Annotated in this window: 5 protein-coding genes; all 5 read left to right on the top strand. The window is 68.3% G+C overall.

The features are described from left to right. Positions 1 to 336 precede the first annotated feature (336 nt). On the top strand, positions 337 to 1,755 hold the full coding sequence (cls, locus tag AC1DQP_RS14305; protein WP_457318194.1) for a cardiolipin synthase: 1,419 nt from the start codon (positions 337 to 339) through the stop codon (positions 1,753 to 1,755). Between the two features lie 25 nt (positions 1,756 to 1,780). Beyond that, positions 1,781 to 3,193: an FAD/NAD(P)-binding protein gene (locus AC1DQP_RS14300; protein WP_478051848.1), complete on the top strand. Its 1,413-nt coding sequence runs from the start codon at positions 1,781 to 1,783 to the stop codon at positions 3,191 to 3,193. 134 nt (positions 3,194 to 3,327) lie between these two features. Then, positions 3,328 to 4,335, top strand: coding sequence for a subclass B3 metallo-beta-lactamase (gene bla, locus AC1DQP_RS14295; protein ID WP_457318189.1), 1,008 nt, complete (start codon positions 3,328 to 3,330; stop codon positions 4,333 to 4,335). A gap of 34 nt (positions 4,336 to 4,369) precedes the next feature. After that, positions 4,370 to 6,562 carry a DNA helicase II gene (gene uvrD, locus AC1DQP_RS14290; protein WP_256777540.1) on the top strand — a complete coding sequence of 731 codons (2,193 nt, stop codon included), beginning with the start codon at positions 4,370 to 4,372 and terminating at the stop codon, positions 6,560 to 6,562. 16 nt (positions 6,563 to 6,578) lie between these two features. Beyond that, positions 6,579 to 6,893 (top strand): low molecular weight protein tyrosine phosphatase family protein (locus AC1DQP_RS14285; protein ID WP_478051847.1); only part of this gene is annotated, 315 nt, incomplete at its 3' end.

The raw sequence follows: 6,893 nt of genomic DNA, 5'->3' as shown, positions 1-6,893 counted from the left end.
CTCCTGGGCAAAATAAAGGAGGAGGCCGCCAGGCCGGGGGACATTTGCACCAGGGGCCTACCGGCCGCGAAGGGGCCCTCACGCGCGCGGCAGACCCAAACGGAGACGCCAGCCGATCCAAACGCACCTGCAATCCCGGCCACGCGCATATCGCCGCGTGCCATCTGCGACGTCCTTTGGAACCAGATGCTCCCTTCCATTGGAAGAAGAACTTTTTTCATGGCAGGCGCGATGGGGCTCCGACCGAATTGACGGGCAGCCGGCCAGCGGCCGGCACTACCGGGTGCATACACCGGGCATGTCAGAATGGATCGATACCTCCCGACGGGCGACGCGATGCTGTTCGAGTGGATGCTGGGCTCCTGGTTGTTGATGCTGGATTGGGTGATCCGGCTGGCCGCGCTGTTCTGGATACCCACCCGCACCACGCCCGGTGCGGCACGCAGCTGGTTGCTGCTGGTCGGCTTCGTGCCACTGCTCGGCTTGCCGCTGTACCTGCTGTTCGGCCACCCGTGGTTGTCGCGCCAGCGCGTGCAGCGCCAGGCCGAAGCCTCGCAGGTGATCCGCGAAGAGCAGGCGCTGCAGCCCCCGCTGCGCTGGACCCCGGTGCCCAACACCGCCACCGCCGAGATCGTGCCGCTGATCGAGCGGCAGGGCGACTTCATGCCCATCCACGGCAACGCCGTGGACCTGCACAGCGACTACCAGGCCTCACTGCAGGCGTTGATCGAGGATATCGACCAGGCCCGCGAGCGCGTCCACCTGCTGTACTACCTGATGTTCGACGATGCGGTGGGCGAGGCGATCGTGCAGGCATTGCAGCGTGCCGCCGCGCGTGGCGTGCACTGCCGCCTGCTGCTGGACGCGGTGGGCGCCAAGCGCGGCCTGCGCCATTATCGACGCCGCCTGCAGGCACTGGGCGTGGACGTGCGCGCGATGCTGCCCGGTGGCCTGCGCTGGCGCCGCAGCGGACGCATGGACCTGCGCAACCACCGCAAGATCGCGGTGATCGACAACCGCGTCGGCTACATCGGCTCGCAGAACCTGGCCCAGCCGGAGTTCGTCCCGGGCTTTCCCAACAAGGAACTGGTCGCGCGCGTGCGCGGCCCCGGTGTGGCGCACCTGGAGGCGGTGTTCGCCAGCGACTGGTACATGGAAACCGGCCAGCGCCTGGACGTGATGACCGCCGTGCCGGTGTGCTCGGCTGACGTCGCCACCCAGCTGTTGCCCAGCGGCCCGGCCTATCCCTTCAGCAATGCGCGCGATGCGGTCAACGCGCTGATCCATCTGGCGCGGCGGCGGATCGTGCTGGTCACCCCGTACTTCGTGCCCGATGAAGCCACGCTCAGCGCGTTGCGCATCGCCGCGCTGTCCGGCGTGCAGGTGCAGCTGATCCTGTCGGCCAGCAGCAACCAGCGGCTCACCGCGTGGGCGCAGGAGGCCTATTACGATGAGTTGCTGCGCTGTGGCGTGCGCATCGCGCTGTACGAGCCCTGTTTCCTGCATGCCAAGCACCTCACCGTGGACGAGGACATCGCGCTGGTCGGCTCGATCAACCTGGACATCCGTTCGTTCGCGCTCAACGCCGAGATCGGCATGCTCTGTTACGACACCGGCATCGTCGCCCAGCTGCTGCAGATCGAAAGCGACTACCTGCTGCAAGCGCGCCACCTCGAGCTGGACACCTGGCGCCAGCGTCCGGCGTGGCGGCGCAGTCGCGAAGGCATCGCGCGCCTGGCCGATGCGTTGATGTGAGCGTGTCGCCAGCGTGCGCGCAGGCATCGCCTACAATACCCGCATGAGCGCATCCGATTCCCACCGCCAGTGCGACCTGGCCATCGTCGGCGGCGGTGCGGCCGGCGTGCTGGTCGCGCTGCATGCCCTGCGCAGCGCGACCCGCGCGGTGCACATCGCCTTGTTCGAACCGGCCTCGGTGCTGGCCCAGGGCATCGCCTATGCCACGCCGTGGCCGGAGCATCTGCTCAACGTGCCGGCCGGCAAGATGAGTGGGCTGCCCGAGGCGTCCGAGGATTTCCTCGATTACCTGCAGCAGGTCGATGCGTTCCCCGCGGTGTCGCGTGAGGCGCTTGCGGCCGAGTATGTGCCGCGACGCTTCTACGCGACGTACCTGCAGGCCCGGCTGGAACAGGCACAGGCGGCCAGCCCGGCACGCCTGAGCGTGGTGCACGAGGCGGTGATCGGTCTGCAGCCGGCGTCGACCCCCCGGCATCTTTCGCTGGCCAATGGCGAGCAGTGGCAGGCACGCCAGGTGGTGCTGGCCTGCGGCAACAGCATGCGCCCGTTGCCGGTGCCCGGCGCCGAGGCGCTGCCGCCGGGCAAGGTCGTGGATGCCTGGGATTACGACGGCGTGCGCCTGCTGGCCGGCGATGGCGACCTGGCCATCATCGGCTCGGGCCTGAGCATGGCCGACAGCGTGGTGGCGTTGGCCAACGCCGGGCATTGTGGCCGCATCCACGTGCTGTCCCGTCACGCGCTGCTGCCGTTGGCGCACGCGCACGGCGGCGCGGCCACGTTCGATCCGCAGCCGTTGCTGGCCATGCCATTGCGACAGAAGCTGCGCGCGCTGCGCGGTCACGCACGCGATGCGGTCGCGCAGGGCCTGCCGTGGCAGAGCGTGATGGACCGGATCCGTGCGCTTGGACAGGCCCTGTGGTTGAGCCTGGAGGCGGCCGACCAGCGCCGTTTCCTGCGCCATGTGGTGCGCTACTGGGACGTGCATCGCCACCGCATCGCCGAGCAGGTAGAGGCGCAGGTGGACGCGCTGGAACGGTCCGGACAGCTGCAGCGGCATCGCGCGCGACTGGACACGGTACTGGTGCTGGACGGCACCCTGCAGGTGCACGCGCATGGCGCCGATGGCGGCCTGGCGCCCCTGCAGGTGAGTGCGTTGATCAACGCTACCGGCGTGGAAACCCGCGCCATCGCGATGCGCAATCCACTGGTCCAGCAACTGCTGGCCAATGGCCACGCGCGCCCGGGTCTGCACGGGCTTGGGCTGGATACCTCGGTGGCGCATGCTGAACTGCTCGCGGCCAACGGCCAGCCGCATCCCGACGTGCAGGTGGTGGGCAGCCTGCGCATCGGTACGCTGTGGGAAAGCCTGGCCATTCCGGAACTGCGGGTGCAGGCGCAGCAGGCCGCCGTGCGCGCGCTGGGCCGATGCCCTGCGTAGGTGGGCCAGCTGCGACACCTCGCGGTATCGGCTGACGCGAGGTATTGAAAGGGCTCATGCCTCTGTCTCGATCTTCGCATTGGTGACGGTGCGCATACCGATCTAGGCTGCTGCCTTTCAGACCGGGAATACGCATGACGTCCACCTTCGACCTGAACGCCCCACGCGGTCTCCGTGCCCAGGCGGTGACGCGCCGTCTACTGGTCGTACTGGGTGCAGGCATGCTGCTGTCTGCCTGCCGGCCAGCAGACAGTGCCGATGCCGCCGTAACCGGCGCGCCGGCCAGCGCCGCGCCGCCCGTGGCCAGGGCAGTCGATGACATTCCGGCCTGCCCGGCCGGTGCCAGCGTCATGGACGGCTGGAACGATCGCGCCCCGCCACGGCGCATCTTCGGCAACACGTGGTATGTGGGCACCTGCGGGCTGTCGGCGGTGCTGGTGACGTCCGACCAGGGGCATGTGTTGATCGACGGGGGCACCGTGGCGGCCGGTCCCCTGATCGAGGCCAACATCCGTGCACTGGGCTTCGATCCGCACGCGGTGAAGTACCTGGTGAATTCGCATGAACACTCCGACCATGCCGCCGGCCTGGCCCACCTGCAGGCGGCCACCGGTGCCCCGCTGCTGGCGCGTGCACCRGCGGTTGCCACGCTGCGCAAGGGCAGGAGCGACCGCAGCGACCCGCAGTACCTCGAACCGGGCGGGACCTTCCCGCCCGTGGCCGACGTCGCGGTGATCGGCCACGGCGAGGTGGTCCGTGTTGGTCCGTTGGCGCTGACCGCGCATGCCACGCCGGGCCACACCCCCGGCGGCACCAGCTGGACATGGCGTTCCTGCGAGGGCGCACGCTGCCTGGACATCGCCTACACCGACAGCGTCAGTGCCATCTCCGATGCGCAGTACCGCTACCTGGATCATCCAAAGATGGTGGCCGCATTCGGCCGCGGCCTGGACACCCTTGCCGCGCTGCCCTGCGACATCCACGTGACGCCGCATCCGCTGGGCAGCGATCTGTTCGCCCGCCTGGCGGGCGATGGCACGCCGCCATTGGTGGACGCGGGGGCCTGCCGGCGTTACGCGCAGAACGGACGCGCCCAGCTGGACGCGCGCCTGAAGGACGAGGCTGCCGGCCGCAAGCCCTGACGCAGGGAGGGCGCGGAGGGCGTAAAATAGCCCGATGGATGTCTCCCACTTGCTCGACGGGCTCAACCCCGCCCAGCGCGAAGCTGTGTCCGCCCCGCCCGGCCACCATCTGGTGCTTGCCGGTGCCGGTTCCGGCAAGACCCGCGTGCTTATCCACCGCATCGCCTGGCTGAATGAAGTCTGCGGCGTGCCCACCCATGGCATTTTCGCGGTGACCTTCACCAACAAGGCCGCCGGCGAGATGCGCCACCGCATCGACCTGCAGCTGCCCCAAGGCAGCCGCGGCGCGTGGATCGGCACCTTCCACGGGCTGGCCCACCGCCTGCTGCGCCTGCATTACCAGGACGCCAAGCTGCCCGACAGCTTCCAGGTGCTCGACTCGGACGACCAGCTGCGCCTGGTCAAACGCGTGGTGCAGCAGCTGGAGATCGACGACAGCAAGCATCCGCCCAAGCAGATCGCCTGGTGGATCAACGAGCAGAAGGACGAAGGTCGTCGCCCGCAGCACATCCAGCCCGAGCCGCACGATGCGTGGCTGGAAACCATGCGCCAGGCCTACATCGCCTACCAGGAGCGCTGCGACCGCGCCGGCCTGGTCGACTTCGCCGAGCTGCTGCTGCGCGCGCATGAACTGCTGCGCGACAACCCGGCGCTGCTGGCGCACTATCGCTCGCGTTTCCGCGAGATCCTGGTGGACGAGTTCCAGGACACCAACGCCATCCAGTACGCCTTCGTGCGCGTACTGGCCGGTGACAGCGGCCACGTGTTCGTGGTCGGCGACGATGACCAGGCCATCTACGGCTGGCGCGGCGCCAAGGTCGAGAACGTCCAGCGCTTCCTGAAGGATTTCCCCGGCGCGCAGACCGTGCGGCTGGAGCAGAATTACCGCTCCAGCGCCAACATCCTGGGCGCGGCCAACGCGGTGATCGCGCACAACCCGGACCGTATCGGCAAGGAACTGTGGACCGACAGCGGCGACGGCGATCCGATCGACCTGTACGCGGCCTACAACGAAATGGACGAGGCGCGTTACGTGGTCGAACGCGCGCGCCAGTGGGTGCGCGACGGCGGCAGCTACGGCGATGCCGCAGTGCTCTACCGCAGCAACGCGCAGTCGCGTGCCTTCGAAGAAGCGCTGATCTCCGAACAGGTCCCGTACCGCGTATACGGCGGCATGCGCTTCTTCGAGCGTGCCGAAATCAAGGACGCGCTGGCCTACCTGCGCCTGATGACCAACCGCAACGATGACGCCGCCTTCGAGCGTGCGGTCAACACGCCCACCCGTGGCATCGGCGACCGCACCCTGGATGAAGTGCGCCGGTTGGCGCGCACCCACGCGATCTCGCTGTGGGAGGCCACCATGCTCACTACCCAGGGCAACGAACTGGCCGCACGCGCACGCAATGCGCTGGCCGGGTTCCTGACCCTGGTCAACCAGCTGCACGGCGAAGCCGGCGAGATGACCCTGGCCGAGCGCATCGACCACGTGCTGGTGCGCTCGGGCCTGCGCGAACATTGGTCCAAGGAAAGCCGCAACGCGCTGGATTCGGAATCGCGCGCGGACAACCTGGACGAACTGGTCTCGGTGGCCTCGCGCTTCGTGCGCCGCGAAGACGACATCGAAGAAACCGGCGAGACCATGAGCGAACTGGTCGCGTTCCTGTCCTACGCTTCGCTGGAGGCCGGCGAAGGCCAGGCCCAGGCCGGCGAGGAGGGCGTGCAGCTGATGACGCTGCATTCGGCCAAGGGCCTGGAGTTCCCGATCGTGTTCCTGGCCGGCATGGAAGATGGCCTGTTCCCRAGCGCACGCTCGCTGGAAGAGAGTGGCCGGCTGGAAGAAGAGCGTCGCCTGGCCTACGTGGGCATCACCCGCGCGCGCCAGAAGCTGGTGCTCAGCTACGCCGAGTCGCGCCGCATCCACGGCCAGGAAAACTACAACGTGCCCTCGCGCTTCCTGCGCGAGATCCCGCGTGAACTGCTCAATGAAGTGCGGCCCAAGGTGCAGGTCTCACGCACCGCCTCGCTCGGCGCCAACCGGGTGATGGGGCACGCCGCGCTGGAAGCGCCGCCGCTCAAGCTGGGTGCGATGGTCAACCATCCCAAGTTCGGCGAAGGCATGGTCACCGACTACGAAGGCAATGGGCAGCATGCCCGCGTGCAGGTCGAGTTCGCCGATGCCGGCAGCAAGTGGCTGGTGATGGCGTACGCCAACCTGACCGTGATTTGAGGGTGGCGCGCCACGGATGACGCGCCACGTCCTCTTCATCTGCAGCCAGAACCGCCTGCGCAGCCCGACGGCCGAGCAGGTGTTCGCCGATTGGCCGGGTGTGGAGACCGCATCGGCCGGGCTCAAGCCCGATGCCGACGTGCCGGTCAGCCCGGAGCTGCTGCAATGGGCCGACCTGATCATCGTCATGGAGCGTGCCCACCGCAGCCGCCTGTCCAGCCGTTTCCGGCCATGGTTGGGCGGCAAGCGCATCGTCTGCCTGGATATTCCCGACGACTACGATTTCATGCAGCCGGCGTTGGTGGCGTTGCTGGAACGCAAGGTACCGCCG

It is taken from the genome of Stenotrophomonas sp. P5_A8 (assembly GCF_056400545.1).
The sequence above is the reverse complement of the archived record's forward strand: the minus strand, read 5'-3'. Positions and strand labels throughout refer to the sequence as shown.